Origin of the sequence: Pedobacter duraquae, assembly GCF_004362245.1 — a bacterium.
Taxonomy (GTDB): Bacteria; Bacteroidota; Bacteroidia; order Sphingobacteriales; family Sphingobacteriaceae; genus Pedobacter; species Pedobacter duraquae.
This window is the reverse complement of the sequence record NZ_SNWM01000005.1, coordinates 204,299-231,122: the sequence shown is the minus strand read 5'-3', so window position 1 is coordinate 231,122 and position 26,824 is coordinate 204,299. Positions and strand designations below refer to the sequence as shown.

Annotated in this window: 25 protein-coding genes; 9 read left to right on the top strand and 16 right to left on the bottom strand. The window is 41.7% G+C overall.

What is annotated here, in order from left to right:
* Nucleotides 1-41 precede the first annotated feature (41 nt).
* Complete coding sequence (locus CLV32_RS18935) at nucleotides 42-2,411, top strand: M1 family metallopeptidase (RefSeq protein ID WP_133558488.1); 2,370 nt, start codon at nucleotides 42-44, stop codon at nucleotides 2,409-2,411.
* Between the two features lie 66 nt (nucleotides 2,412-2,477).
* Here the strand turns inward: CLV32_RS18935 and rfbA are convergent, their stop codons facing one another.
* The 15 genes from rfbA to uvrB form a co-directional block, all read right to left on the bottom strand.
* The gene (gene rfbA / locus CLV32_RS18930; protein ID WP_133558486.1) at nucleotides 2,478-3,338 is read right to left on the bottom strand and encodes a glucose-1-phosphate thymidylyltransferase RfbA; all 861 of its coding nucleotides are present in this window, start codon (nucleotides 3,336-3,338) and stop codon (nucleotides 2,478-2,480) included.
* 20 nt (nucleotides 3,339-3,358) lie between these two features.
* Complete coding sequence (locus CLV32_RS18925; RefSeq protein WP_133558484.1) at nucleotides 3,359-3,946, bottom strand: DUF3109 family protein; 588 nt, start codon at nucleotides 3,944-3,946, stop codon at nucleotides 3,359-3,361.
* Between the two features lies 1 nt (nucleotide 3,947).
* On the bottom strand, nucleotides 3,948-4,724 hold the full coding sequence (locus CLV32_RS18920; protein ID WP_133558482.1) for a DUF3108 domain-containing protein: 777 nt from the start codon (nucleotides 4,722-4,724) through the stop codon (nucleotides 3,948-3,950).
* Between the two features lie 31 nt (nucleotides 4,725-4,755).
* On the bottom strand, nucleotides 4,756-5,271 hold the full coding sequence (locus tag CLV32_RS18915; protein WP_133558480.1) for a DUF2480 family protein: 516 nt from the start codon (nucleotides 5,269-5,271) through the stop codon (nucleotides 4,756-4,758).
* Nucleotides 5,272-5,334: 63 nt separating this feature from the next.
* Entirely contained in the window at nucleotides 5,335-7,431 is a 2,097-nt protein-coding gene (locus CLV32_RS18910; RefSeq protein WP_133558478.1) for a peptidylprolyl isomerase, read from the bottom strand.
* Nucleotides 7,432-7,556: 125 nt separating this feature from the next.
* Nucleotides 7,557-8,129: an LPS export ABC transporter periplasmic protein LptC gene (lptC, locus tag CLV32_RS18905; protein ID WP_133558476.1), complete on the bottom strand. Its 573-nt coding sequence runs from the start codon at nucleotides 8,127-8,129 to the stop codon at nucleotides 7,557-7,559.
* Entirely contained in the window at nucleotides 8,129-9,466 is a 1,338-nt protein-coding gene (locus tag CLV32_RS18900; protein WP_243732356.1) for a porin family protein, read from the bottom strand. Before CLV32_RS18900 ends, lptC begins: the two co-directional genes overlap by 1 nt.
* On the bottom strand, nucleotides 9,438-10,190 hold the full coding sequence (locus tag CLV32_RS18895; RefSeq protein ID WP_133558474.1) for a type III pantothenate kinase: 753 nt from the start codon (nucleotides 10,188-10,190) through the stop codon (nucleotides 9,438-9,440). The genes CLV32_RS18900 and CLV32_RS18895 overlap by 29 nt, the downstream gene beginning before the upstream one ends.
* A 55-nt stretch (nucleotides 10,191-10,245) precedes the next feature.
* The gene (locus CLV32_RS18890; RefSeq protein WP_133558472.1) at nucleotides 10,246-11,226 is read right to left on the bottom strand and encodes a DUF6427 family protein; all 981 of its coding nucleotides are present in this window, start codon (nucleotides 11,224-11,226) and stop codon (nucleotides 10,246-10,248) included.
* 30 nt (nucleotides 11,227-11,256) lie between these two features.
* The gene (locus CLV32_RS18885) at nucleotides 11,257-12,243 is read right to left on the bottom strand and encodes a glycosyltransferase family protein (protein ID WP_133558470.1); all 987 of its coding nucleotides are present in this window, start codon (nucleotides 12,241-12,243) and stop codon (nucleotides 11,257-11,259) included.
* A gap of 29 nt (nucleotides 12,244-12,272) precedes the next feature.
* Nucleotides 12,273-13,130 (bottom strand): UDP-2,3-diacylglucosamine diphosphatase, encoded by an 858-nt coding sequence (locus CLV32_RS18880; protein WP_133558468.1) that lies wholly within the window; start codon nucleotides 13,128-13,130, stop codon nucleotides 12,273-12,275.
* Nucleotides 13,131-13,338: 208 nt separating this feature from the next.
* Nucleotides 13,339-15,819 (bottom strand): hypothetical protein, encoded by a 2,481-nt coding sequence (locus CLV32_RS18875; RefSeq protein WP_133558466.1) that lies wholly within the window; start codon nucleotides 15,817-15,819, stop codon nucleotides 13,339-13,341.
* 82 nt (nucleotides 15,820-15,901) lie between these two features.
* Complete coding sequence (locus CLV32_RS18870; RefSeq protein ID WP_133558464.1) at nucleotides 15,902-16,156, bottom strand: DUF4834 family protein; 255 nt, start codon at nucleotides 16,154-16,156, stop codon at nucleotides 15,902-15,904.
* Nucleotides 16,157-16,222: 66 nt separating this feature from the next.
* The gene (locus CLV32_RS18865) at nucleotides 16,223-16,420 is read right to left on the bottom strand and encodes a YwbE family protein (protein WP_133558462.1); all 198 of its coding nucleotides are present in this window, start codon (nucleotides 16,418-16,420) and stop codon (nucleotides 16,223-16,225) included.
* The gene (gene uvrB, locus CLV32_RS18860) at nucleotides 16,420-18,456 is read right to left on the bottom strand and encodes an excinuclease ABC subunit UvrB (protein ID WP_133558460.1); all 2,037 of its coding nucleotides are present in this window, start codon (nucleotides 18,454-18,456) and stop codon (nucleotides 16,420-16,422) included. Before uvrB ends, CLV32_RS18865 begins: the two co-directional genes overlap by 1 nt.
* Nucleotides 18,457-18,556: 100 nt before the next feature.
* Here uvrB and CLV32_RS18855 point away from each other — a divergent pair, with 100 nt between their 5' ends.
* From CLV32_RS18855 to CLV32_RS18820, 8 genes are all read left to right on the top strand, one after another.
* Nucleotides 18,557-19,684 carry a DUF7033 domain-containing protein gene (locus CLV32_RS18855; protein WP_133558458.1) on the top strand — a complete coding sequence of 376 codons (1,128 nt, stop codon included), beginning with the start codon at nucleotides 18,557-18,559 and terminating at the stop codon, nucleotides 19,682-19,684.
* On the top strand, nucleotides 19,665-20,309 hold the full coding sequence (gene upp / locus CLV32_RS18850) for a uracil phosphoribosyltransferase (protein ID WP_133558455.1): 645 nt from the start codon (nucleotides 19,665-19,667) through the stop codon (nucleotides 20,307-20,309). The genes CLV32_RS18855 and upp overlap by 20 nt, the downstream gene beginning before the upstream one ends.
* A 1-nt stretch (nucleotide 20,310) precedes the next feature.
* Nucleotides 20,311-21,000 (top strand): YjjG family noncanonical pyrimidine nucleotidase, encoded by a 690-nt coding sequence (locus CLV32_RS18845; RefSeq protein WP_133558453.1) that lies wholly within the window; start codon nucleotides 20,311-20,313, stop codon nucleotides 20,998-21,000.
* A gap of 55 nt (nucleotides 21,001-21,055) precedes the next feature.
* Nucleotides 21,056-21,568, top strand: coding sequence for a DinB family protein (locus tag CLV32_RS18840; RefSeq protein ID WP_133558451.1), 513 nt, complete (start codon nucleotides 21,056-21,058; stop codon nucleotides 21,566-21,568).
* Between the two features lie 79 nt (nucleotides 21,569-21,647).
* A complete protein-coding gene (locus CLV32_RS18835) occupies nucleotides 21,648-22,967 on the top strand; it encodes a flippase (protein ID WP_133558449.1) in 1,320 nt (439 codons plus the stop codon).
* The gene (locus tag CLV32_RS18830; protein ID WP_133558447.1) at nucleotides 22,964-23,611 is read left to right on the top strand and encodes an FkbM family methyltransferase; all 648 of its coding nucleotides are present in this window, start codon (nucleotides 22,964-22,966) and stop codon (nucleotides 23,609-23,611) included. Before CLV32_RS18835 ends, CLV32_RS18830 begins: the two co-directional genes overlap by 4 nt.
* Before the next feature lie 9 nt (nucleotides 23,612-23,620).
* Entirely contained in the window at nucleotides 23,621-24,382 is a 762-nt protein-coding gene (locus CLV32_RS18825) for a class I SAM-dependent methyltransferase (RefSeq protein WP_133558445.1), read from the top strand.
* Nucleotides 24,383-24,384: 2 nt separating this feature from the next.
* Nucleotides 24,385-25,284 (top strand): glycosyltransferase, encoded by a 900-nt coding sequence (locus CLV32_RS18820; RefSeq protein ID WP_133558443.1) that lies wholly within the window; start codon nucleotides 24,385-24,387, stop codon nucleotides 25,282-25,284.
* Here CLV32_RS18820 and CLV32_RS18815 read toward each other — a convergent pair whose 3' ends face one another.
* Entirely contained in the window at nucleotides 25,285-26,823 is a 1,539-nt protein-coding gene (locus CLV32_RS18815; protein ID WP_133558441.1) for a rhomboid family intramembrane serine protease, read from the bottom strand.
* Nucleotide 26,824 lies beyond the last annotated feature (1 nt).

Sequence of the window (26,824 nt, the reverse complement as noted above, 5' to 3'; positions counted from 1 at the left end):
CAAAAAAACACTTAAATTTAAACTTCTCCTAACAATTAGAAATGAAAAGATTCTACACTTCTCTACTCGTTGCTGCAGTTTCTATTCAGGGAACCTTTGCTCAGAATATCATGAACAACCCTGAAAGTAACCATGGCAACAAATTTGAACAATTGGGAACAATCCTTCCCACCTCCAACGAACAGCGCACAGCCAGTGGTGCACCCGGCGTAAAATATTGGCAACAGCGGGCCGACTATGATATCAAGTGTAGCCTGGACGAAAAGAAATTGACCCTCACGGGTAATGAAACCATTACCTATTTTAATAACTCTCCTGATGTATTAACTTATATCTGGCTTCAGCTCGATGAAAATGAGCATAGCAACACTAAAAATGCCAATTACCAGTCGGCAAGTAAAATGCCAGCCAGCTCAACCGTACAAACATTAGATAAATCTGCGGATAATGGTGCTGACAATGGCTATGGTGTGAATGTTATCGGCCTTACTGACGCACTGGGCAAAAACCTAAAATACACCATCAACAAAACCATGATGCGTGTGGAAATGCCGGTTCCTTTAAAATCAGGACAGCAATTCGTGTTTAAGGTAAATTGGAACTACAAAATTGGTGACCGTATCGCTCAAGGCGGTCGTGGTGGTTACGAATTCTTCCCGGAAGACGGGAATCACCTCTTCACCATGGCACAATGGTATCCAAGACTGTGTGTATACAGTGATTTTCAGGGATGGCAAAACCATCAGTTTACTGGCCGTGGTGAATTCGCTTTGACTTTCGGAAATTTCAAAGTACAAATCACCGCTCCTGCTGACCATGTTGTTGGTGGAACCGGAGAATGTATTAACTACAGCGCCGTATTATCGCCTGCACAACTTGCCAGATGGCAGAAAGCAAAAGTTGCAACGGCTCCGGTAGAAATTGTAACGCTTGCAGAAGCTAAAGTTGCAGAGACAAAAAAATCTACACAGACTAAAACATGGGTTTTCCAGGCAAATAACGTACGTGATTTTGCATGGACTTCTTCACGTAAATTTGTGTGGGACGCCATGGCGCAACCCATTTCTGGTAAAAATGTGATGTGTATGAGCTTCTACGGTAAAGAAGCGTACGGACTGTACAGTAAATTTTCCACCAGAGCAGTAGCACATACTGTAAAAACGTATTCTGACTTCACTTTCCCATATCCGTACCCCGTTGCACAAAGTGTTGAAGCGGCAAATGGAATGGAATATCCAATGATCTGCTTCAACTATGGCAGAACAGAGAAAGATGGAACCTATAGCGAAACTTCTAAAAATGGCATGTTGGGTGTGATTATCCATGAGGTTGGACACAACTTCTTCCCAATGATCGTGAACAGTGACGAACGTCAATGGACCTGGATGGATGAAGGTCTAAACTCTTTCGTAGAATACCTGACTGAAGAGCTATGGGACAATAAATTCCCAAGTAAGAAAGGTCCGGCATACACAATCATAGACTATATGAAGCTCCCTAAAGATCAATTGGAGCCAGTAATGACGAACTCTGAGAACATCGTTCGTTTTGGGCCAAATGCCTATTCTAAACCTGCAACTGCGCTTAATATCCTTAGAGAAACGATCATGGGCAGAGAGCTGTTCGACTATGCCTTTAAAGAATATGCCAGACGCTGGGCATTTAAGCACCCAACACCTGCAGATCTGTTCAGGACAATGGAAGATGCAAGCGGCGAAGACCTTGATTGGTTCTGGAGAGGCTGGTTCTATGGAACTGATGCCTGTGATATCGCTCTGGATTCTGTGAAGTTTGCCAGACCTGATTTTGATGGCAAAATTCCGGCTACAAGAATGGTAAATGCAAGAATGGACAAACCTGCTGTCAATGCCTTCGAAGACATTTCCAAGAAATTGAACCGTGAAGACAAGCGTATCGTCTTCTACACAGATAAAGACCAAAATGCGAGAGATTTCTACTGGAAGTATGACCGCGGTTTAGCCAAAGCCGACAGTACCAATTTAGGTAAACAAGAGTTTGGCAGACAAATTGAACTTTTAAGCACTGAAGAGCAGGCTAAGTATGCTGGCAAATATTTCTATGAGCTTTCGTTCAGTAACAAAGGCGGATTGATTATGCCAATCATCGTTGAATTCACTTATAAAGATGGAACTAAGAAAGTAGATAAGATTCCTGCGCAGATCTGGAGATTGAATGAATTAAAAACTTCTAAGTTCTATGTTGAAGACAAAGAAGTAGCTTCGATCCAAATTGACCCAATGCGCGAAACTGCCGATATCGACGAGAGTAACAATACCTGGGGCATCAAAGAAAAAGCATCAAAGTTCCAAATATTTAAACAAAAGGGAGCTACTGCGGCAAGAGGCCAGTCGGTAGGCACCAACCCAATGCAAAGATCATTGGATAAATAACAACAGCAGCAAACAAAAAATGCCAGGCAAATTGCCTGGCATTTTTTGTTTATAAATGAAAACTATCTATTTAACAATCTTCAGCAAATAAGCACCATACCCACTTTTAACAAGTGGCGTTGCTATTTTAATCAGTTGATCTTTATCAATGTATCCCATGCGATAAGCTACTTCCTCAATACAGCCAATTTTAAGGCCCTGACGCTCCTCAATCACCTGAACGAACTGTCCAGCCTGCATTAATGATGCAAACGTCCCTGTATCAAGCCATGCTGTTCCACGACTTAACACGCCAACTTTCAATTTACCTTGTTCCAGGTAAACTTTATTCACGTCAGTAATTTCATATTCACCTCTCGGCGACGGCTTGATATTTTTAGCAATCTCAACAACACTGTTATCGTAGAAATATAATCCTGGAACTGCATAATCAGATTTAGGCTCCATTGGTTTCTCTTCTATAGAAACTGCATTCTTATCAGCATCGAATTCGACTACACCGTAACGCTCAGGATCAGACACCCTATAGGCAAATACCACGCCCCCTATGGGATCGGAACTTGCCTGAAGCAACTTAGCCATGCCATCACCATAAAAAATATTATCTCCAAGAACCAAAGCAACCTTATCAGTTCCAATAAAGTCCGCACCAATTACAAAAGCCTGTGCAAGTCCGTTAGGCTCCGCCTGAACAGCATAAGAAAACTTACAGCCAAGTGCAGATCCATCACCAAGCAATTTTTCGAAGTTTGGCAAATCGTGAGGAGTCGAAATAATCAAAATCTCATGAATACCCGCCAACATTAAAGTTGACAACGGATAATAGATCATTGGTTTATCATAAACAGGCATCATCTGCTTGCTCATCACCAAAGTTAAGGGGTGCAATCTTGTACCGCTACCGCCTGCTAAAATTATTCCTTTCAATGTATTTAGGGTCTAAGTTTTTAAATTGATGATGAAGCATCATCGCGGCTTGAAGATACACTTTTTTCGAGCTCCGAGTACCATTCTGCACCATATTTTCTAATAAGGGGCCCTTTCAAAAACTGATAAACAGGAACCTTTAGTTCTCGTCCAAAAGTGCAGGCATCTTTACAAATACTCCAACGGTCATAATTCAGCACGTCAAATTCAGGGTATTGGGTGATTCTGATTGGATATAAGTGACATGAAATAGGTTTTTGCCAATCAACTATTCCCTGCTCATAGCCTTTTTCAATAGCACACTTCGTGATTCCATTTTCGAAGGTTACGTAAGCGCATTCTTTATTCCCGTCCACACACGTGGTTGTAAGGTCTCCATCCTCATCCACTACAGAAGTACCATAAGCCTCAATAGCTGCAATACCCTTTGGTGCCAGCAGGTGTTTTATCTTTGGATAAATATCCGCCAGGATAGCTTTTTCAGCATGATCCAATGGTGCACCAGAATCTCCTTCTACACAACAAATACCCTTACACTTATTCAGGTTACACACAAAGTTTTCACTGATCACATCTTCATGCACCAATGTATTTTGAACTTCAATCATATTATTTTTCTAAAGCAATTGGATATTTAAGTCCTTCTGCCGATTTAATTTCCATCGTTACTGCGCCAACAAGGATTTCTACCTGTGCCTTTACAGGCACTCTGTTGCCATCATCAGTAATCCACAGATAAAGTCTGCTATCCTTTTTAAAGATCCGTCCTGGCTCAATAGATGGGCTAAAACGCAGACATTTCACATTCCCTATTTTACTTTTTACTGTCTCGCGACCTGTGAACTCGATTTCGAGTTGTTTGATCCCGTCTCCAAGAAAATAGTTCAACTTAAACTTATCGCCAATCTTTAACTTAGAAATGTCGAGACTTCTGGAAAAATAGTAAGCAGAGACCAAGTCAAACGTTTGTGTAGTTGGTGTAGTAAACGTGCCACGGTTGGAAACTACCTTCTTCCCATCCTGAGTAAACCGCGCCTTATCTTCCCGTTTGTATCCCCCTTCTCGTACATTTTCCTGATAGAAATATGGTGTCAGATCAGTCTTGTCGATATAAGAATCGTAATGATCCCTAACCTTATAAAAAATATCAAAAGTACCTGAGGTCTGCGCATCAACAACCAATTTATACGTAGGCTTATTATCAAATTTAAGATCAGAGTTCAGTACTTTCAACGTACCCTCCGCAGCAGTAATAAAACCATACCGCAATTTGTATTTCAACACTTCCCCTGCCTGAAAAACAGGCTCTTTTTTTAAGGGCAGCTCTTGTGCAAAGCCACGTCCGGTTATCAGAAATCCAAGAAGAACTATTACTACATATCTCATAACCTAAGTAAGCAAAAAGCTGTCCAAATTCCTAATCCTTTCGTTTATAGACCGGGACGGTCGAGCAAGGCTCTCCGTACATAATGCTTTTAACAACCGGGCTCAGCAAATTAGTAATCTCTACATAAGCAGAAACAGGAACATCAACATCACCACAGCCCTTAACCACAACACGTTCATTAGCGAATGAATTAAGGTCTATCTTAGCCAGTGACTTTGTGAACAAAACGGCCTCCAGCGCCGCCAAATCACCAAAAACCACTTCATTTGCATATGGACTCAGCTTCGTTGCCAACAGCATATAAGCCCAGGTAGGCACAATAGCGTCAGCTGAGCAAATCACCGAAACATTCTTATCCTGATACGCTGTCCAATCGTGCGTCTTAATAAATTCCCTGAAATCCTTTTCCCTAAGCATTAACCCATGAAAGAGGTTGTCTTTAATATCGTATACAACACGTTCTCCTTTATGAAGGTACTCTTCCAGATTGAGCGTAATCAAGCCGCTGGCGGCTACTTTATTGACAAAATTTTCCTGAATTTCCATTGCTGTAAAATAAAAAAACCGGAAGCAGGAATGCTTCCGGTTACAAATTTACACAAAAATAGATTAATAGAATTTCACCCTATTGTCTTTTATCTTGCTTTTATCCTGTAAGGTCTGGAATGCCTGACCTAATGCACGCTGTGCAATGCCCGCTGCCATTCCTTCTTTTTGTTTAAACGTATTTGCCAAAGGCGCAGGAGCACTGAAGCCTGTAACAGTAAACACATAAACACCACGCTCACCATCTACTGGCGCAGACAATTTACCAACCGGAGACCCGAAAACTGTTCCTACCAATTTGTTTTCCTGTGCAGCTCCCGGAACAATTGGATTAGCGAATACAATGTTTTGGATAGGAGTAACCTGTTTACCAACTTTCTGTGCTACCTGGTTGATATTTGAAGCACCTTTCACAGCAGCATCCAATTTCTCAGTTAACATTTTCGCTTTAACAGCGTTGCGAACCATTGGTTCAATTTCCTTTTTAACAGATTCCAGTGGAAGTAATCCTTTTGGCCTGATGTCTGTTAAACGCGCAACAACATACGCGTTGTCCATCTGATATACCTGGCCTAATACATCTCCTTTGTCAGCTGCATAAGCATCTTTAATCAAAGGACGTGGGTTATCAAGTCCAGGAGCATATCCCTGACTTGCTGTGATTTTATCTGCAACAGCAACTGTGTAGCCGTTTTTCTGTGCTAGTTTAGTAAAATCGTTCCCTTTCACTTCGTTTAGGAAGCTCGTTGCTTTCTTATAAGCCGCATCTTTAGTCTTGCTGCTTGCTGCAAGGTTTTTCTCAATGTAAGCCAGTTTAACAACTTTTGATGAACCAATCTGCTTTTCGATTTTGATCAGGTGTACTCCGAACTGAGACGTAACAACTTTAAGATCACCTGCCTGACCGTTGAATGCTGCATCCTCAAATGCAGGCACCATTTGTCCGCGAGCAAATGTACCAAGCTCACCACCTTTATCTTTCGACCCATCAACGCTGTATTGCGCAGCTAAAGCAGCAAAGTTACCACCCTTTTGAATCAATCCTTTTAATGAATCAGCCATTTTAACAGCCTTATCAACGCCACCAAGTTTTGCCGGATCTAATAAAATATGACTTGCTTTAACCGAATCAGGAGAAAAACGGGAATCAACTACCTTAGCTAATTTGTAAGAACTTCCTGAGAATTTTGGTCCGTAAAAACTTCCAGCAGGTAAAGCAAAAATTGCTGAATCAACAGCCGGGTCAAGTTTACCTTTAGTCAAATACGTATAAGGAACTTTAACGTCCGAATTGATTGCCGCAAACAAAGAGTCACTTTTCGCTACCCTGAATTCTCCAGCTAATTTTTCAATCTGTGCTTTTACTACAGCAGAATCTGCCGCTGTTGGTGCTACGTTAAATGAAACGTAATCAAAGCTGCGTGTTTCAGCAGGATTATCAAAGCGTTTTTTATTTGCGTTATAATAATCTGAATAATCAGACTCAGAAAGTTTTACTGAAGCGTCTGCTATAGAAGCATAATCAAGGCTTACATAGTCAAAGTTCGCAAGTTTGTTTCTATTTACATATTCGTCGTTAGCTTCCAGAGAAGTAACGTATACCGAACTCTTGATCAGGTTCGCATATTTTTGTTGTAAAGCTTGTTTCTCAACTTCATTTTCCAACAAAGCCCATTGTGCTTTCAGTTCTGGTGTTTTTTCAGCCTGTTTCAAAGATCCGATAACCGCGTTGCGGTCTACTTCACCAGTTTGTGGATTACCAAAATACTGAACAATCAGTGGACTTGGTTTTTTTCCCTGATACAAGTCAAATAACTCATCGCCAGAAATACTTAATCCAAGGCGACTGTATTCCTTATTCAACAAGATAGAAGCAACTTCACCCTGCCATACATTGTCAACAGCCATAGCCTGCATCTGTGGATTTGCAGAACCGCCATATTGTTGTTTGAACTGCGCTTCGCTTTGTTCTACTTTTTTTCCAAAATCTTCAATGCTAATATCTTCACCATCTACGGATCCAACCACACGCTGAGAATCTGCCCAGAAAGGTTTCCCTACCTTGATTGCATCACCCAATAAAAATGCAACAATTGCAAAACCTATGGCTCCAATCAGGATATAGCCCGCACGGTTACGCAAAAATGTCATTAATCCCATATACCTTTTATTTATAATTTTTTTTAAGAGGGCGCAAGATACAACTTTTGTCAAAAAAAGAAAACAATAAATTTCTTTTGAATAAGTAATTCAAAATTAGCGCATAAGCCAACTGAAATGAAAGCTTATTGTGTTAAATCGCCCTTAATATAAGTTTCGCCAAATGCGTTCTCAAAGTCAACCGTACTGAAGTCTTCAGGTGCCCTAAAATTGACTGCATTGATCACCGTACCATCAGGTTTTGTGATGACTCCTTTAGGAGAAAAGAAAGAGTGCTTATTTTCATCCCAAATCAATTCCTCTGTATTGAAAGTAAGGTTTACATTCACCACAACCACGTTTTTTTTGAAAATCGTAATCTGTTCAGTTTCCTTCATAATCGCATAATCGGAGGTAATTGTACCATCTTTATGCATTAGTTTATCATAAAAGGTTATTTTAACACCCTTAGGCATCTCCTGGTAATGCGCCCCGTCTGTCGGCGTAACCTTATCGAGGATTGGGGCAAATCCCCTGGCTTTTACCTTTGCTGAGTCACTGTAGATAACATCTACACCGTAAGACCGATTTGATGTAATCGCTACCTTTTTATCAGAAATAGTAGCTACTTTTTTCAGATCATCATCGCCACAGGAGCTCAGCAAGAGCTGCATTTGAACAATAGCAAGTGAAAAAAGTAGAAACCTTCTGTATTTCATTAATCAAATCTAAACCTTCTGAACCACTTATCATTCATGGTGAAGCCTAAATGCAAGTTGATATAATTCTCCTGAAGCAGGTTGTTGGTCATTGTACCACGCTTACCTAGCTCAGTTGTAAAATTAATTTTATAAAAAGCCAGTCTGCTGGGTGTACTTGCAAGCGGGAATCCAAATCCAAAAGTAACAGCCATCTGTTTGATGTCCTGATCATTGATACGCACATAAGTCTTATCATAAGTGAAGCCCAAACGGTAGTCAACACGGTTGAAATAACTGCTGATTGATCCTGCGTCAGGCGTGATTTGTCCACCAACAGACATACCATATGTATTTTGCAGACCTTGGTTCTGTCCATCAATCATAAAGTTCGCCCATTTACCCATGCGATAATCAGCACCGATCATCCACCTTCCAAACTTCTCAACTGTGAACCCGAAATTATGTACCAATGGCAACTTCAAACTACTTTTAGCATCCTGTGTAATTTGAAGCGTGTCTAAAGCGCCGTTTTCATTCCCAGTAGTAGCATCTTTCAAATATTGTGTTACAACAAATGTCCTTCTTGAATTGATGTTCGATGATGATGATCCTGAGTAACCAAAATTCAATGATGTTTTTGCGTCAAGGTCTATGTGATACTGTGCGCCATAAGAAAATCCTATTCCACCCACACTATTTTTTGTCTGAAATCTCGAGTTTAGTACATTCGTCTGGTCAACAAACTCTGTAGAACGAGTTTGTAACATATTCCCAAATATATAATCCACGTTTGCACCCAACCTAAAATGATCTCCAAACTGACGACCATATCCAAAATAGGCCTTAGTCAATCCACCTTCTCCGCCATAAATATAATTTACCGCCTGAGAAGCGCTGTTCCCAGGGCTTGAAAGTGTCGCAGAGTTTGAAAATTGATAACCCAACTCCGAATATGGCAACACACCGAAACTTAAAGCTGAACGTGGTGTAACTGGAAAAGCTAGCGCAACGTGACTCAATGTAGCATTAAAACTACTTTCACTTGCTCCATTTCTCCTCAGATTGCTGATTGAACCACTTGCGCCAATATCTATGGAGGTATACTGTATTCCAGCATATGATGCCGGGTTTTGCATATTGATATAACTATAGCCGTCCGGTTTCCAGACCCCACTGGAAATTCCACCCATCGCTTTAAACTGAGGCAAATTCAGACTTTTAAGATTTCCAACACCATACCTCGAATAAGGCGATTGCGTTGTAACCTGTGCTAATGCAGCATTGCCACCCAGCAAAACCAGAACTGCAGCTATATAATTGATCTTTTTAAACATATTCAAAAGCAATGACTTCATTTAATCCTTTTAGTACCAAGTAGGGATCGTTAATAATTTGAGGCGCAAAGATGCTGTTTTTTAATTGCTTCCACAAAAACGGCGCATCACCACCTGTTATTAAAACCTTCAATCCCTGATTTATTTTATTTTGACTGGCTATAAAGCCCTCAATTTCATTCATAATACCCTGTAAAACTCCGGAAAGTATGGCACTTGTAGTATCTCTTCCTTCAGGAATTTCTCTTTGCTCATCCCAATCCACCAAGGGAAGTTTCCCAGTATAGTGATTCAGTGCTTTGAACCGCATCCGTATTCCCGGACTGATACTTCCACCGTCATAGCTAGAATCACGCTGCAGTAAATCATAGGTTATACAGGTGCCTGCGTCAATAATCAGGCAGTCTTCTTGAGGATATAACCGATGGGCAGCAATTACGTTGGCCCATCTATCAAGCCCCAAAGTAGCCTTACTCAGGTAATTGTTGAGTATTCCGGTATTTTTCTCTGTTGAAAACGCTACGTAACAGGTCTCAGATTTTAAAATCTCTAAAATCGTTTTATCTTCTTCTCTTACGGTCGACAAAATCGAACAATCTACACCAAAGCGACCAATCAACTCTTTAAGAAAAACGGCATCCGTACGTTCAACAATCTCGTAAAAAACCAGCTCCCTACCTTGAAAAATAGCTATTTTACTGTTCGAATTACCGACATCGATCACCAGATTGACTCCGAGCTTCATGCCACAAAGCTATTAATCTTTAGCAAGTTTCAAGCCTCCCATTTGTTAAAAAAGGTTAAACGAATAAAAAGTACTGGGTCGCAACTACCAATATTAGAAAGAGACTTTCATAAAACCACCGTTTTGTGGCATTCGAAAAATAGTAAGCAAGTAATACTGCACCGGGTGGTACGCACAACAGGAAATGATAAAGCCTGAAATTAGGCTTGGTATAAAAACTGACTACGGCACAGAGAAACATAAAAAATAACATCTGAAATGCTTTCCGTGTGCTGATGAAACTCCTGAAGAAATTCTCCCGCAATTGTATCATTGCCAATACCATAATCAAAGCAACAGGAACAAGTACCAGATAATCATTATAATGAATTTTAAAGGCCGAAGGAAACTTGTTTGCCAGCGGCAACCAGATCCTGTAAAAACTCCCTAAACTGTCGTTCCAATAATAAAAAACGCCTAAAAACAAAAAGATGGTAACAAACCCTACAAGACCCGACACCCATTCCCTCCAGCTAAAAGAGCGATACAGCAACAAAGACAGCCAGATCATCACCAGCATCACAATGAATGGGAAATAGATCAATGTGCCCGCAGCAATAATCATCCCCACATCAAACATCAACATAATTGCATTCTGAGATTTACCAATCTTCATCAGCTTGTCCATTACCCAGATCAGCAGAAAATTACATACGAGTGCGGGACTTAGAATTAAGAACGGCATAAATAAGCTGGATCCCGTGATATAAAACAAGGCAGGTAAATAACCCGGTTTACTCAGCAAGTTATGATTGTTGATAACGAGATTAAAAAGTATCGCCTGCAAATAAACGATAAGCGCCGCTAAAACGATATTTGTCGTTGGCGATAGATCGTTTCCAATAGGAATCTGAATGAAAAATCTGGTATAGGGTTCCAGGAACTCAAAGTTCAATTTTGAAGGCAACTCCGCAAAAATAGCGATCCGCATAAAAAAGGTGTAGGCAAACAGGTATACTGCGTTGATTGGATTTGAAGTTCTAAACTGATTGATCATACCTTTTTACGAAAGGCAAAGTAAAGAAATTTATCTTGCAAACTGTTGCACAACTTTATCAATTACAGCCGCTGTTTCGTCGGGGAAACTAAATTGGTGTTCCTGCGTTTCTGCAACCCACTTCTTGATCACGGGCAACCAATTTTTATTACTACCCCAAATTACTGGCAATCCAAACTGCTTAAGCGCGTATGCATTACATTGCTGTTCATATTGAAATTTCATCGGTACAACCAATAGCTTTTTACCCAGAAAAAGTGCTTCAGCAGGCCCCTCAAAGCCACCCCCGGTTAATAAACCGGTACAACTTGCCATACTCTGGTTAAAGCCTTCGTTGTTAACGGGTCTCACAGAAACATTTCCATCAGCATATGGAATTCTGCAATGTTTAGAAAACACTTCCCATCTAACCTCTGAAATCTGTTTCAGTACGGGTGTCAGCCATTGATCGTCTATGGCCGGTAAATAAACCGTATAGTGTCCATGATCCGAAGGAATCAACCCCCTGATCTCAGAGCGGATTACAGGCGTATAAATAAAATCGTCGTATTTATCAAAATGAAATCCTACATAATGTGTTGCTGGTGCATAATACCGCATCACAAGTTGCGCCCAATCGATACTCTTTGGCTTAGGAACTTTTTTCGATTGAAAGGAAGCCTGGTGACTTAAGCCTACACTCTCTATGCCGCGCATTTTACATGCCCAGGCCGTTACAGGTTCAAAGTCATTTAAGATAAGATTATAGTCCTCTAAAGGAATATTTCGCGTGTCTTTCATAAAACGCGGTAAATTCATGGACTTCCAGGTTGCGTAATGATCTACGCCACCCTTTTTTCCAAAAATAAAACTGAAGCCGTGCAATTTGTACTTGACCTCCTGGGTCAGCTGAACATCGGCCTGCGTACCGCTTACCAACAGATCAACTTCACCGTGTTGCTGGAGCAGGGGGACAATCTCGCGGGCGCGACTAATGTGCCCGTTACCTGTTCCCTGAATAGCATACAATATTTTCATCCGCACCGAATATCTGTAAATTTTAGTGCTTAGACAATTTCTAACTTAATCTTTTGCAACAGCGCATTAACGTCAAGCTTACTTCCTAAGTCTTCACTATCGGAAAGAATTCCATCTTCTTCTACATCAGACTCAAAATTACGATCTTCATATTTGTAGATCGTCCAGGCTCCATTTACATATTCAAGTGCTGTCAAATTCTCAATCCAATCTCCACTGTTCAGGTAAGTTACAGCTCCATGCTCGGTGGGAATACTCCGCATTTCCGGATGATGGATATGTCCGCAGACAACATATTCATAGCCTTTCTCAGCAGCAAGCTCTGCGGCCGTTGTTTCGAAGCTATTGATAAACTTTACTGCATCCTTGAAGCTTGCCTTTACTTTCTGTGAGAAGCTCATTTTTTCCTTACCTACCAGGTTCAGCATCCAGTTCACAAAACTGTTAATCAAAATCAGCGTATCATAACCTACAGCGCCCAGTTTTGCCAACCATTTGGAATGCTGCATGGTCACGTCAAAAATATCGCCGTGGAAAAACCAGGCCTTCTTGCCGTCAATTTCCAAAACAAGCTTATTTTGCAAATGGAAAGCGCCCATTTCCATATCAGCAAATTTTCGCAGTAGTTCGTCGTGATTTCCCGTCAGATAATATACAGGAACGCCTTCCATCACAAATTTCATGAGCTTACGTACCACTTTCATATGGCTTTCGGGCCAATAACGTTTGCTAAACTGCCAGATATCTATGATATCCCCATTTAAGATCAATTTCTTTGGTTTAATACTCTTCAAGTATTTGAGCAGCTCTTTGGATCGACAACCGTAAGTGCCCAGATGGACATCTGAAATTACGGCAATATCTATTTCTCGTTTAGACGTCATCATCATCCATCTTTAAATCGTACGGGCTAAAAAAGAAAGCCAAAAGGGCGAGTACGGCTACAACAACTATGATTTCCTGCATAAGGGACAGTTTACATTGCAAATTTGCAATACACAGGTTAACAAGCCATTAAGAAACCGTGATGTTTATGCATAAAAAAACCGGATACACTTAAAATGTATCCGGCGATATCGCTAAGCACTATAGTTTTTATTTTTGCTTTTTCTTTTTGTCATCCCAAAACGAGAATCCGAGTGCTGCAACGAGCAGGATCGATCCGGCAAGTGAGATTTTCTCTCCCGCATAGTAAGAAGTTGGCTCAAACTTAAAGTCAACCTTATGGTTTCCGGCCGGCAACTGTGCTGCACGCAATACATAGTCGGCCCTGAAATAAGGCTTTTCTACATTATCCACATACATCTTCCAGCCTTTATTATAATAAATCTCTGAGAATACAGCAACAACATCATTTGGCGTACTGTAAGAATATTCCAGATGATCAGGATGATAACTATCCAACTTAATCATTGCTGTTGGTCCACCCGGGCCAACTTTCTTAAGATCCATCAAGCCTTTGTACTGCTCATCCACGATTGCTTCCTTCTTAGGATCAAAGCTACTGATCGCCTTCATCTCTTCATCAGCGTCTTTAGCAAATTGTACACTCTGTACAATCCATGCATTACCTGCCGCGGTTGGGTTACGCTGCATTTTGTAAGCTCCTGTTTGCTGATCCTGGGTAATAATATATTTAGTATTGAGCATATCCAGAACATCCTGATTGATGCTTTTTGAAAACTGTGCATCAATAAGTTCCTGGAAACGCTTTAATTTAGCAGCATGATAACCGCCTACAGTTTTATGAAACTGTGAAGCACTGGCGTCAGAAAACGTAGATACTGATAAGTCGAACACCCTGAAATCAGGATCTTTATCGGCCATAATAAATGTATCCACATCACGTGGCTGGAAATGGTTTGCTAAATCCTTCTTATTTGCAAAGTTCGAGTTATTTAAATAACGACGATCTACCTGCCACATATCAATTAAAACGGCTAAACCAAGAAGAATAAATGCAAGTTGCATACCCATCTTCTTAGTCAGATAAGCCCACACTAAAGCAAATGCAATAGCAATGAACAGGAAGGAGCGCAGTGCATCTGCACGGGCCAGATCAACACGATCTGAGATCAAAGCATTAGCCAGGCTTTGTGCCACGCCAACGTTATTGTTCAATGCTTGTGTAAGCGCCTGAACCATTTGTGGGTGTGTGGAATTCGTAAAACTAAAAAATACTGTTGGCATAATCGCAACCAGCAAAGAGAAACCACCAGTGATACCTGCAGCTATTGCCAGCTTTTTAACCATTTCCTTTTGATCGTATCTGCCATCCTGAAGTTCTTTGATTGCCAGGAAAGCAAGTATTGGAACTAGTAAACCGACAAGGGCAACGATAGATTCTACCGCTCTGAATTTATTGTATAATGGGAAATAACTGAAGAACAAATCTGATACCAGTGGGAAGTTCTTTCCAAAAGAAAGTAGCATAAAGAGGATGGTAGTTCCAAGGATCCACCATTTTAAGCGGTTGCGCACTACGAGCAAACCAAAGACAAACAGGAAGCAGATAATGGCTCCAAAATAGAAAGGCCCCGAAGTACCCGGTTTTTCACCCCAATATTGCTGAACACCAAATTGTCCTGCCAACTGCTGGATCGCCTGAGTAGGGTCTCCACCTACAACACCTTCGAGCGTCTTGTAAACATGACTTGTTGGTTTTACCAATGCATCAATGCTTGTTGCGCCACCATACAGGTTTGGAATGAGAAAAGTAAAACTCTCTCCAACACCCTGGCTCCAGCCATAAGCATATTCCTTGGAAAGGCCATTCTTCTCTTCAGTTTTATCGGTAGTCAGATTCGATTTACCTCTGTTGGATTCTTTACCATATTCGTAGGTTGTCCAGAGCGTACCCGCATTAACCATTACAGCTAGCACTGTTCCTATGGCCAGGAAGCTTAATGCTTTACCAAAAGGAGCAATCTTTTTTTCTTTAAATGCATGATATAACTCGATACCAATATAAATCAGCAATGCGATAAACAGGTAATAGGTCATCTGGATATGATTTGCACGGATCTCCAGCGCCAGAAATAGGGCCGTCAAACTGCCACCAATCCAATATTTCCCTCTGAGGGTCATAATCACACTGGCAAAAATAGGGGCAATAAATGCAATGGCAAGTGCCTTATTGCTATGTCCGGCTGCGATAATAATAAAATTATAAGAGGTGAAAGCAAAGGCTATAGCACCCGCCGCAGCAAGATATGGATTGATCTTAAGTACGCAGAATAATAGGTAAGCACCTAAAAGGTAAAGCAGCACTACATCCACCGGATCAGGCAAAACCGTGGTAATCAAAGAAATCACATAAGAAGCACCGTTCATTGGATATTGCACCCAAATCTGATACGCCGGCATACCGCCAAACATCTGATTCGTCCAAAGGGGTCCTTTGCCATCCTTTGCCTTATAATCCATGATTTCCTTCTGCATCGCCTTAGCTTGCAAAACATCACTTTGCGCCGGCCCTTTGCCCTGCAAAACAGGACTGAAGTATGCGAAACAGATAACTACGAAAAATCCAATGATGGCCAGATGAAGACCATTTCTAGTAAACCAAGTATTCATTAAGGGTTGTTTAATTTTAACAACCCCAAAAATATAAAAAGGAAGGAAATAAGCGCCTAATAAAGAAGAATTTAAAAATATATTATTTTACTTCTTCATAATCAACGAAATCGCCGAGCTTATCAGCATTGCCTTTTTTTTGCTTAGGAGGCATATAATCAATACTGATAGAACCTTCAGGTTTCCTTCTGTTATCTTGCTGTGGCGCAGCACCTGCAGCCTGTTGCTGCATTTTACCGAAAAGACTTCTTAAAACTAGTGGAAATACCAGCTTGATAATTACACGGATGATCCAAAGGATCAATATTGTGAAAAATAGAAATTTAATAAAACCCATATTTTTTTTAGTTCAGTTTACAAATATAGACGGATTCTGAATCTGATTATTACAATGTACGAAAGATTATTGCAATGGGATTACAGCAACACGTCCTACCTGACCGTCTTCCAGTCTAACTTTAATCCCTCTCGAATGGTATGCTGCCGAAGTCAGCAGGTTAGCAACAACACCTCTTGTCAATGCGCCGCTGCGTTGGTCCTTTTTCAATATAATGTCTACCTCCAAACCCGGGTAAATGTCTTTTCTGTTCTTTCCGTCCATTATTTAGCAAATCTTTCTTCAAATATTTTTTCCATCGCAAACATTTCATCGCGCAGTCGCGCAGCCATCAGGAAGTCCATATCCTTCGCGGCCTTGGCCATGTCCTTACGTGTCTTATCAATAGATTTCTGCATCTCTGCCTGTGTCATATACTGCACAATTGGATCTGCCGCTGCGCTGACTTCATTAAACTCTACATAAGCTTTGGCATGAGCCGCATTTGCAGAGAAATCCAGTACCGAGGTTTGCTCCAGAATGGCCTCCCGACTCTTTCCAACTGTTTTCGGAACAATACCATGTTCCGTGTTGTAGGCAATTTGCCGCTCGCGTCTCCGGTTGGTTTCATCTATCGTTTTCTCCATAGAATCCGTAATGCTGTCACCATACATGATCACTCGCCCGCGATCATTCCTCGCCGCACGCCCGATTGTTTGAATCAATGAACGCTCAGACCGCAAAAAACCCTCTTTATCAGCGTCCAAAATGGCTACTAATGATACTTCCGGCAAATCCAGCCCTTCTCTCAATAAGTTGATTCCAATCAAAACGTCAAATACGCCAAGTCGTAAATCTCTCAGGATCTCTACCCGTTCCAGCGTCTTAACCTCAGAGTGGATATAACGAACCTTGATATTCAACCGGTCCATATACTTGGTCAGCTCTTCAGCCATCCTTTTTGTCAGCGTAGTAACAAGAACGCGGTCCCCCATCTTAATGGTTTTGTCAATCTCGTCCAGCAAATCATCAACCTGATTAATAGCAGGACGCACCTCAATAAGTGGGTCCAGCAAACCCGTTGGCCGGATTACCTGCTCCACTACAATACCATCCGACTTTTCCAATTCGTAGTCTGCGGGAGTAGCACTTACATAGATCGTTTGCGGTGCAAGCCTTTCAAATTCATCAAAATTCAACGGCCTGTTATCAAGTGCTGAAGGCAGGCGGAACCCATACTCTACCAGCGACATCTTTCTTGACCTGTCTCCACCATACATAGCCCGGATCTGAGGTACCGTAACATGGCTCTCATCAATCACCATCAGGTAATCATCGGGAAAGTAATCAAGCAAACAGAAAGGACGCATCCCCGGTTGTCTGCCGTCAAAAAACCTCGAATAATTCTCAATTCCTGAGCAGTAGCCCAGTTCCTTCATCATCTCTATATCAAAGTTAACCCGCTCTTCAAGCCGCTTAGCTTCCAGCAATTGCCTATCGCCGATTAATTGATTTTTCCGTATTTCAAGTTCTTCCTGGATACCCCAGATAGAAGAATTAAACCGCTCCTTTGGTGTAACAAAAAGATTGGCCGGGTAAATCGCCATATCTTCTAACTTCTCAATTGTCTTTCCCGTCACAGGGTCAATAACACTCAGCTCTTCAACATCATCGCCGAAAAATGAAATTCGGTATGCATTATCCAGGTATGCAGGAAATACATCAACAGTGTCTCCCTTAACCCGGAATGTTCCACGCTTAAAATCGTTAATCGTCCGTGCATATAAAATCTCTACCAGACTATGTAAAAAAGAGTTCCTGGAAATACGGGTACCTACTGCAAAGCGGAATACCGATTTTGAAAAATCTTCGGGATTACCCATACCATAGATACAGGAAATGGAGGAAACAACAATAACGTCCCTTCGTCCCGACATGAGCGCCGATGTAGTTCTCAACCGCAGCTTTTCGATTTCTTCATTGATGCTTAAATCCTTTTCTATATATGTATTGCTGCTCGGCATATATGCCTCAGGCTGATAATAGTCGTAATAGGAAACGAAATAGTTTACTGCGTTATCAGGAAAGAAATTCTTGAATTCGCCATACAACTGTGCCGCAAGTGTTTTATTATGACTCAAAATCAAAGTCGGCTTTTGCGTCTGCTCAATCACATTTGCCACGGTAAATGTTTTCCCCGAACCTGTTACTCCCAGAAGGGTTTGATAGTTCTCGTTATTATTTACACCCTCAACCAATTGGCTGATCGCGTTTGGCTGATCACCTGTCGGTTTGTAGTCGGATACAATTTGGAATTTCATAGCTTCTTTTACAATCTATCTCCGGAATAGTTTCCCTGAAATTCAAAGATAAGCAATATTGATGTATTGAAATATGCTGATTATATCCTAATTTTATAGGATGAAGTTATTGGTTTATGTGCCCATACTTACACCAAGGATAAAGTACATCTTCAACTTTATCTTCACAGAAGTCCTGCAAACCCAGATCGGATTCACCTCCGTACTGGCTGAATTCCAGGCATCAGACATCCCGAAAATAAGCTATGCCAACCGCCCTGTGGGTAATGAGATATTCTTTAAGAATGCAGATTTACTACTCGAGCACAAGATTGCCAGACCTACAATTAAAACGACGGCCTTCGGTGATACGATCGTTCCCTTTGCCGTTGCAGACAGTACCTTACCTTTCGACGTATTCGCCGCAGCGTTTTATTTTGTTACCCGGTATGAAGAGTATTTACCACATACGCCAGATCCGGATGGCTGCTTCCCGGTAAGGTTAAGTCTTCAGAATAAGCTTAAATTGTTAGAAATCCCTGTGGTAGATGCTTGGGCGCTGATCATAAAAAACATTATCATCAAACGTTATCCCAATATCCTCTTTTTTAAAAAGACCTTCCATTTTCAATCGTTGGTATGTATGTACCCTGACTGCGGTACTACAGGATCGGGATTTAGAAATGGTGCAGCGGCCATAATAAAAAAGGTAACCGGTCTTTTTAGAACCAGCCTCACGGAGGAAGCCCAACTTGCGGAAATCCAGGCAGCGATAGATAAAATGGAAAAACCGTATGCTGAGAAAAGTCGCTTTTTCTACAAAACAACAAGCAGCGGAGCAGAAGAATGTTACGGGCAGATAAGTCTGCCGGCCAGCTATCTGAAATTACTTAAGTATGAAGTCACCAAAGACTACAGAATGGGCTACACCAAGACACCTGGATTTAGAGCAGGAACATGCACCCCCTTCTTTTGGTATGACCTGCAACTGGAAAAAACCACGCATCTCCTCGTTCATCCCGTTGTGATCAACGACCTCAGTCTGCCTGAAAAAAATATCCACGCCAAAGAGGTATTACATAAATGGAAGGATATCCTGGATACCGTTAAACTCCTGGAAGGTCACTATTATATGGTCTGGCATCAGAACCATTTCGCCCCTGGCGAGAAAGGTAAGACGGTGAGAAAACTTTACCACGACATGTTAGCTAATTTTTTAACTCCGACATATGATTTTCAACCTCAGTAAGACCAATTCAATTGCCAATGTTTTTATCTCGGAACTCCGTGATATCAATATTCAGAAAGATGCACTGAGATTCCGCACCAACCTGGAACGGGTAGGCGCCTTTTTTGCGTACGAGATCAGTAAGGAACTACCGTATTCCGATAACGAAACCCAAACCCCGCTTGGTATTGCAAATACAAAGCAACTTAGCAACCAGCCTGTGCTGGCAACAATACTCAGAGCCGGCCTGCCCTTGCATGCAGGCATGTTAAGTGTATTCGACAAAGCCGAATCCACATTCATCACAGCATACCGCAAAACACACAAAAGTGGAGATTTCGTGATCGAGATTGAATATATCTCGACTCCCGACCTTACGGGTAAAACTGTAATTATCAGTGATCCAATGCTCGCCACAGGCCTGAGCATGGTGCTGTGCTGCAAAGAGCTACTCGCAAAATATAAAATTAAAGAACTTCATATCGTAGCCGTCATCGCTAGTACCGAAGGCATTAAACATGTACAGGCAAATTTGCCTAAAGCCAAAATCTGGGTTGGCGCTATCGACGAAGAAATGACCAGCAAATCGTACATCGTACCCGGATTAGGGGACGCCGGAGATCTTGCCTACGGAGTAAAAATATAACATGACTAAACATATCTTTTTTGACCTGGACCATACGATCTGGGATTTCGATAAAAATGCAGCAGAAACACTAACAGAGCTATACACCGCCTATAAACTCCAAGAACTGGGTTTAACATCGGCGCCAGCCTTTATAGAAACCTACACAGCAAATAACCATGCTTTATGGGCAGCCTACCATTTGGGGAAAATCACCAAAGAGACACTGCGCGCAGAAAGGTTCCACAAAACATTCCTGCAACTCGGCCTGCACCCTGACCACGTACCGCATCAGTTTGAAGAAGACTATGTGGCGATCAGCCCAACTAAACGGAATCTTTTTGAAGGCGCTCTCGAGGTACTCGACTACCTGAGCAAGAAATATACGTTACACATCATTTCCAATGGTTTTAAAGAAACGACACTCACCAAGATGGAACTGTGTGCACTGAATCCTTATTTCGAGAACGTAATTATTTCTGAAGATGTAGGCGTAAATAAACCTGACCAGAAAATTTTCAAGCATGCCCTGGATAAAGCAAAAGCAAACATTGCAGAAAGCATCATGATTGGTGACAGCCTGGAGGCAGATATCTATGGCGCACAGAATTTCGGAATGGAAGCCATATTTTTTAATCCGCTACGCCTGGAAAAACCCGCCGATGTACCTCGCCAGATTTTTCATTTACAGGAACTCATGGAGCAATTTTAAACAAAGAACTATGATTCCCGTTTACACGTATATCAAACACACTTAACACTGTCGAATGAGTCCAGAACGCCTTAACCGATCCCTGAAACATATTGCTGAAGCATATCGCGCTAAATTAAGCACGATACCTGATGCAGTGTTTCAACAAACACCTTCAATCGGTGGCTGGTCTTATAGTCAGGTATACTCGCATATCTGGGACGCCAGCCTCCTCTCTCTGATGGCACTCGAAAACAGCTATAATGGTAAAGGGGAGAAAAGGCCGACACACTTCCTGGTGAAACTCATTCTATTGTACGGCGCCTTCCCTCCCGCTGCAAGGTATAAAGTACCTAAAAAAATGGAGCCGCGGGTTCAGTCTATCTCTAAGATCGAGGCCAATAATTTTATTGATCAGTTTCTGACAGAGCTGGACAGGCATATGCCCAATATTGCTCATGCAGACCAAAGTTTAAAAACCCGGCATCCGCGACTGGGATACCTCAACGCCCCACAATGGCTTAGATTCATAGAGATTCACCTAAACCATCACCTCAAACAGATAAAGCGGATTGAGAAGACCTTTTAATTTTACATCTTTGCGGTATCTCGCAATATTGTTTTACAGTGTTGCGCGTGATCAGAAACTAAAAGGACAAATTTAATTCATGAAAATTCCAGGCATTAAAGGTTTTGACGAGGAAGCTTTTGGTAAGTATGTAAAAAATACTGGCTGGCTCATGTTCGGCAAAATTCTGAGCATGGTGGTAGGCTTTTTAACTGCACGTTACCTGGGTCCCTATTCTTTTGGCGACCTGAGCTTCGCTGATGCTTTTACCACTATTGTTGCTGCAGTTGGTGCACTTGGACTTGATAGCTTTATCATCAGGGAATTGATCAGTGAGCCCGAAAAGAGAGACGAAATTTTGGGCACATCCTTATTGCTACGCCTTAGCGTAAATGCACTGCTCATTCCGCTTACCGTACTGATCTATCTGTTTTTTCATCATTATTCTGATAAACCAGGCAATCCACTAACCTGGGTGGTGCTCATCCTTGCCTTCGCCTCCTTCTTCAAAAGTTTTAACGTAATCGACTCCTACTTCCAGTCGCAGGTAGCCTCAAAATATGTCGTACAGGTGCAAAACATCTGCATCATCATCTCGGCAGGCGTAAAAGTAATCCTGGTTGTGCTGGCCTTGCCTGTAATTTATTTTGCATTCGCCTTAACGTTAGACAGCATTTTATTAGCTGTTGGCCTAACTTTAATGTATAAAAAGAGAGGACTCCAGCTCTTCACCTGGACTTTCAGCAAAACGCGGGCAAAAGGATTGCTTCAGAAGTCATTCCCACTGATTCTCTCTGCAGTGATGGTTTCTATTTACATGAAAATAGACCAGGTGATGCTCAAACCCGTTGGAAGTGAAGAAGTGGGTATTTATTCTGCGGCAGCAAAGCTAAGTGAAGCCTGGTATTTTATTCCCGTTGCCATTGTGACTTCTGTATTTCCTGCCATTATCCATGCGCGCAAAACAGACCTTCCCAGGTATTTCAAGCGGCTTGGCAACTTATACGACCTGCTTGTGCTCATCAGTCTTCCTGTAGCAATTTTCATCAGCTTTTTCGGCGCTGATATTATCCACCTTATCTATCAGAATAAATACAATGGAGCAGGTGCAATGTTATCTATCCATATCTGGTCAGGCATCTTTGTTTTTCTCGGCAGTGCAAGTTCACAATTTTTGCTCGCCGAAGGTTTTACCAGTATATCCTTCCAGCGAACGGCTTTAGGTGCCCTCGTCAATATCCTCCTCAATCTCTGGCTTATTCCTCAATATGGTGGAGTGGGCGCGTCTATAGCTACCCTAATCGCCTGCTTTGTTAGCGCATTTTATCTTTTATTTATCCCCAAAACGCGGCAACAAGGTATAATGATGTTAAAATCATTATTTTTGGTCAGCATTTTCCAAAAAATCTTAAAACGTTGAGTAAACTTAAAGCATTAATTACACTGATTGCTAAGCCTGACCGGCTGAACGCACTGCTATCATACGGACATAAAGGGTACCTTGCCAATATTGGATGGTTTAAAGCATTTGATAACAAACAGGCGGTAGACGCAAATGGCGAAGCCCTCCCCTGGGTAACGTATTCTTTTATTGATTTCATCAAGGGAAGGTTGACAAAAGAACTTAGCATCTTCGAATATGGATCGGGAAGTTCTACTATCTTTTACGCAAAAAGAGTGGAAAAAGTAGTATCCGTAGAACACGATCAGGATTGGTACAATAAAATCGTAGATACCAAGCCGGCAAATGCAGAAATGCTGTTTACAAAACTTGAGAAAGATGGTGAATATGCAAGGAAAGCAGTATTGACTGGTGCTAAATATGATATTATTATCGTAGATGGCAGAGACCGGATCAATTGCTGTATCCACAGTGTGGACGCGTTAACGGATAAAGGCGTTGTGGTACTGGATGATTCCGAACGCGAATTCTATAACGACGCCCGTGTGTTCCTGAGCAAACAAGGCTTCAAAGAGTTATCTTTCAGTGGTATTTCCCCGGGTCTCTTCTATTTAAAATCAACATCAGTGTTTTACAAACCAGACAATTGTCTCGGAATATAATAGATCAACATGCTCAGTACAAATGTAAAATCTGCTTACGACCAGTTCTATGAGCAAAATGATGTTGCCTGGAGAATGCTGGGTGCAAAAGCCAAAGCACAGAATATAGTTGATGTTTGCAAGGATATAAGTCCGGATAAAATCCTGGAAGTAGGTGCGGGAGATGGCAGTATTCTACATTTTCTAGAAGAATGGAATTTCGGAAAAGAACTGTATGCATTGGAAATTTCAGAATCCGGGGTTAAAGTTATCGAATCCAGAAACCTGAATAAACTTAAAGAAGTGAACAGTTTTGACGGATATAAAATTCCTTATCCGGATCAGAGTTTCGACCTTGTTATCCTTGCGCATGTACTGGAACACGTTGAACATGAAAGAATTTTACTTCGAGAGCTTAAAAGGGTCGCGAAAAACATTGTGATTGAAGTCCCCCTCGACTATCGCTTTGGTGTTGACAAGCGTATGAAGCATTTCCTGGATTACGGACATATTAATATGTACACGCCAACGTCGCTCAGATTCCTTTTGCAAAGTGAGGGGATGGAGATTATAGCAGATAAAACATCCTTAACAGGAACCGAAGCCATAAGATTCAATCAATTCAAAAATATGAAGCGCAAAAAGACATTGCTTCGCCAGTTTAAGATTGAAATGGAATACCGGGTTAAACAAACATTAAGTCAGATCCTGGGAAACAAAAGAAAGGAACAATTTGCTAATGCTTATACCGTTCTGACTAAAAGGTCCAGTCAGGATCTGCAAATATTTTAACAATGCAACGTTTCGCCCCTATCGCCCTTTTTGTATATAACAGACCGCAACATACAGAGCGGACGCTAAAATTTTTGCAGCAGAATGAGCTCGCCGCTGAAAGTCGCCTGTTCGTCTTTTCCGATGGCCCTAAAACACCGGCAGATGAAGAAAACGTTGCTGAAGTACGCGAATTATTAAAAGACATCGAGGGGTTTAAGTCTGTAGAAATCATCAACAGTAAACAGAATCTGGGGCTGGCAAACTCAGTAATCGCAGGCGTAACAAAACTGGTTAAAGACTACCATCGCGTTATTGTGTTTGAAGACGACTTGATTTGTTCACCACACACACTGACCTATTTCAATGAGGCTTTAACAAGATATGAGCAGGAAGAAAAGGTGATGCATATCGGCGCCTACATGTATCCGCTTCAGGATTCAACCTTGCCCGACAGTTTCTTTTATCGTGCAGCAACCAGCTGGGGTTGGGCTACCTGGGAAAGCGCATGGGCTCATTTCGAACCTGATATTGACATCCTAATCCAGCAGTTTGATGCTCAGAAAAGAAATGAGTTCAGCATCGAACACCACATGAATTTCTGGAAACAGATGCAGGATTTCAAAAAGGGCAAAAATAACTCCTGGGCAATCCGTTGGTATGCCTCCATATTTTTAAAGGGTGGTCTTACGTTAAATCCATCGCAGTCGCTGATCAACAATATTGGCCATGATGGCAGCGGCGTACATTCTGGAATCAACGATATTTATAACGTGATTATCAATCCGAAGCCAATTAAGGAATTCCCTTCTGAAATCAAGGAAAACAGACATGCGTACGAGCAAATAAAGCATTTCCTTACCAATAGAAAAGGAACGTTGTGGCAACGTATCCTACGCTTTGTAAAGGAGAAAATGAACTAGTTACTTAGCTTCAGCCATTTTAACATGTAGTTCTGTAACCAGCGAATTCAAAGCCGTTGCACGTTTTCTGATTTCAGGCAGTCTGCTATCATCTCCGGATACTGTATGTGCATACATGAGTTTGGCCAACACATAGCCCTGTTCGGCAATACGCTTATCATAGTCCACAATCATCTCCGAACGCTTATCAAGATTAAGTGAATCCATTTTCAAAGCTATTTTCTTGTTTGCCGACCAGCTGTCTACCCCGGCAGAAACAATTGTCAACCGTCTCACTTTCGGTGTTGATGAGGGCATCTGGTACACCTTATTGAACACAGCAGAATTGTTAAAGTACATACGCTGTAGTTTTTCGAATTCCTTAGATTGGTCTTTGGGCATTAGTACAAAAGAGCTGGTCAGTATTACAGCCAGCAGGCTCAGTGCTATACCATACCTTGCTATGAAACTTATCTTGCGACCGAACCACACAGACCTGCAGCCGGCATAAGCCAGCACAAAACCCGCAATTGCCCCGCCAAAATGCGCAGCCTGATCTACCTTTTTTGTTCCCGCACCATTCAGCAAGAGCATGTATGCGACAACGATGCTTGTACTGATTAACAATGCCCGATTGGCATTTTGCTCATATGGCTTCAGGAGCAATAGGGCTATAAAAGCTCCGAACATGCCCATAATGGATCCTGAAGCACCTGCAACAGCTTGTACCGGATGAAATGCCGCACTTAATATCCCACCACACACGCCGCTGAGCAGGAATATAGTAATTATTTTCAGCGTACCTAACCTGGGCTCTACCATCAGTCCGATATACACAAGCGCATACATATTAAAAAACAGATGAGAAATTGAAAGATGAAGAAATTGGTAGCTGAACAAACGCCACCATTGCCCTTTTGCAAGAAATGGCCTCGAGCTTACGCCTATCTTTCCGAGCGCGTAGTCGCCTGTAATATAACCTCGTCCATGTGGAATACTGAGGCGCTGATTTTTAAGAAAAAAATAAGATAACACAGCCATACTGACAAAGAAAGTCAAGATGCAAAAATCGATAAGAAGGGGCGTTATGATGTATCCTTTACGCGGGTAAAACAAATAAAAAATGTTTCTGATCTTATTTTTGACAGCCAACGGGGAACGTTCGAAATAAGTATCATCTGCATGTTCTTTAAGTAACCTGAATGCTTCAAGTTGCTGCTCCCACACCTCGTTAAGATGATATTCTACATATTCAAATTCATGGAAAAATTGTGCTGCATTGCGCTCGTTCTTGCCATAATCAGTAAATAACAGTTGAATACCCACGCATTCGCTTTTGAACACTGCAAAGTTGAACTGAATCCGAATAGAAATCTCTTCGCTATACGACTGCAATGATAATCCAGTGTAGGCAATAATTCCGGACGCTGAGATATGGCTTAGCTTCCAACCCAGGTTTTCAATGGCCTGACGCGCGATAATAAGATAACGGTCGGCCGGAAACTCTCCCAGCGGAATAAACTGTTCCAGTTTCGGCGAGTATCCCCAGCGCAGCCCCATA

Coding starts and splice junctions, on each gene's coding strand:
- CLV32_RS18835 (WP_133558449.1), top strand. CDS start 21,648: ATGAAAATTCCAGGCATTAAAGGTTTTGACGAGGAAGCTTTTGGTAAG.
- CLV32_RS18870 (WP_133558464.1), bottom strand. CDS start 16,156: ATGGGTTTTATTAAATTTCTATTTTTCACAATATTGATCCTTTGGATC.
- upp (WP_133558455.1), top strand. CDS start 19,665: ATGATTTTCAACCTCAGTAAGACCAATTCAATTGCCAATGTTTTTATC.
- CLV32_RS18825 (WP_133558445.1), top strand. CDS start 23,621: ATGCTCAGTACAAATGTAAAATCTGCTTACGACCAGTTCTATGAGCAA.
- CLV32_RS18820 (WP_133558443.1), top strand. CDS start 24,385: ATGCAACGTTTCGCCCCTATCGCCCTTTTTGTATATAACAGACCGCAA.
- CLV32_RS18815 (WP_133558441.1), bottom strand. CDS start 26,823: ATGGGGCTGCGCTGGGGATACTCGCCGAAACTGGAACAGTTTATTCCG.
- CLV32_RS18890 (WP_133558472.1), bottom strand. CDS start 11,226: ATGATCAATCAGTTTAGAACTTCAAATCCAATCAACGCAGTATACCTG.
- CLV32_RS18855 (WP_133558458.1), top strand. CDS start 18,557: ATGAAGTTATTGGTTTATGTGCCCATACTTACACCAAGGATAAAGTAC.
- CLV32_RS18845 (WP_133558453.1), top strand. CDS start 20,311: ATGACTAAACATATCTTTTTTGACCTGGACCATACGATCTGGGATTTC.
- CLV32_RS18840 (WP_133558451.1), top strand. CDS start 21,056: ATGAGTCCAGAACGCCTTAACCGATCCCTGAAACATATTGCTGAAGCA.
- CLV32_RS18925 (WP_133558484.1), bottom strand. CDS start 3,946: ATGATTGAAGTTCAAAATACATTGGTGCATGAAGATGTGATCAGTGAA.
- uvrB (WP_133558460.1), bottom strand. CDS start 18,456: ATGAAATTCCAAATTGTATCCGACTACAAACCGACAGGTGATCAGCCA.
- CLV32_RS18910 (WP_133558478.1), bottom strand. CDS start 7,431: ATGGGATTAATGACATTTTTGCGTAACCGTGCGGGCTATATCCTGATT.
- CLV32_RS18935 (WP_133558488.1), top strand. CDS start 42: ATGAAAAGATTCTACACTTCTCTACTCGTTGCTGCAGTTTCTATTCAG.
- CLV32_RS18915 (WP_133558480.1), bottom strand. CDS start 5,271: ATGGAAATTCAGGAAAATTTTGTCAATAAAGTAGCCGCCAGCGGCTTG.
- CLV32_RS18920 (WP_133558482.1), bottom strand. CDS start 4,724: ATGAGATATGTAGTAATAGTTCTTCTTGGATTTCTGATAACCGGACGT.
- CLV32_RS18895 (WP_133558474.1), bottom strand. CDS start 10,190: ATGAAGCTCGGAGTCAATCTGGTGATCGATGTCGGTAATTCGAACAGT.
- CLV32_RS18900 (WP_243732356.1), bottom strand. CDS start 9,466: ATGAAGTCATTGCTTTTGAATATGTTTAAAAAGATCAATTATATAGCT.
- CLV32_RS18865 (WP_133558462.1), bottom strand. CDS start 16,420: ATGGACGGAAAGAACAGAAAAGACATTTACCCGGGTTTGGAGGTAGAC.
- CLV32_RS18875 (WP_133558466.1), bottom strand. CDS start 15,819: ATGAATACTTGGTTTACTAGAAATGGTCTTCATCTGGCCATCATTGGA.
- CLV32_RS18880 (WP_133558468.1), bottom strand. CDS start 13,130: ATGATGACGTCTAAACGAGAAATAGATATTGCCGTAATTTCAGATGTC.
- lptC (WP_133558476.1), bottom strand. CDS start 8,129: ATGAAATACAGAAGGTTTCTACTTTTTTCACTTGCTATTGTTCAAATG.
- CLV32_RS18885 (WP_133558470.1), bottom strand. CDS start 12,243: ATGAAAATATTGTATGCTATTCAGGGAACAGGTAACGGGCACATTAGT.